General features: G+C 40.2%; 1 protein-coding gene. It reads left to right on the forward strand.

The window, feature by feature from the left end; translation table 11 throughout:
• Window positions 1-363: hypothetical protein (locus AW165_RS19875; RefSeq protein ID WP_228138770.1), on the forward strand; the 363-nt coding region annotated here is incomplete at both ends.

Consider the following 363-nt stretch of genomic DNA (forward strand, 5'->3'; position numbering starts at 1 on the left):
AATCCAGATGATTATCACGAATCTAAAATCGCTACTAAAAAGCTTGTTAAGCGTGACAAGAATTTCTATGGCGTTTATTGGTCGGCTGAGATTCACACCCATAAACCTAAAATTCCGTTTATGGCGTTCGCTGGTCTGATAGCTTTAGGCGTTTTTTGTTGGTCTGCTTATAACATCTACGATAAGTTTTTAGGCGGTGGTGAGCCTGAGCCAGTTAAACAAGTTCAGCCTTCAACGTCTCCAGCTCCAGATTCAAACAAGGCAGATTCACTTGATAAACAGCTTGATACTTACGTAGCTGAGTTAATCAAAGGGGTTTATATCTCTGGTTCTATGACGCACTACGATAATGATTCAGTAGAT

It is taken from the genome of Acinetobacter sp. LMB-5 (assembly GCF_001541635.1).
In the GTDB taxonomy this organism is placed as follows: Bacteria; Pseudomonadota; Gammaproteobacteria; order Pseudomonadales; family Moraxellaceae; genus Acinetobacter; species Acinetobacter pittii.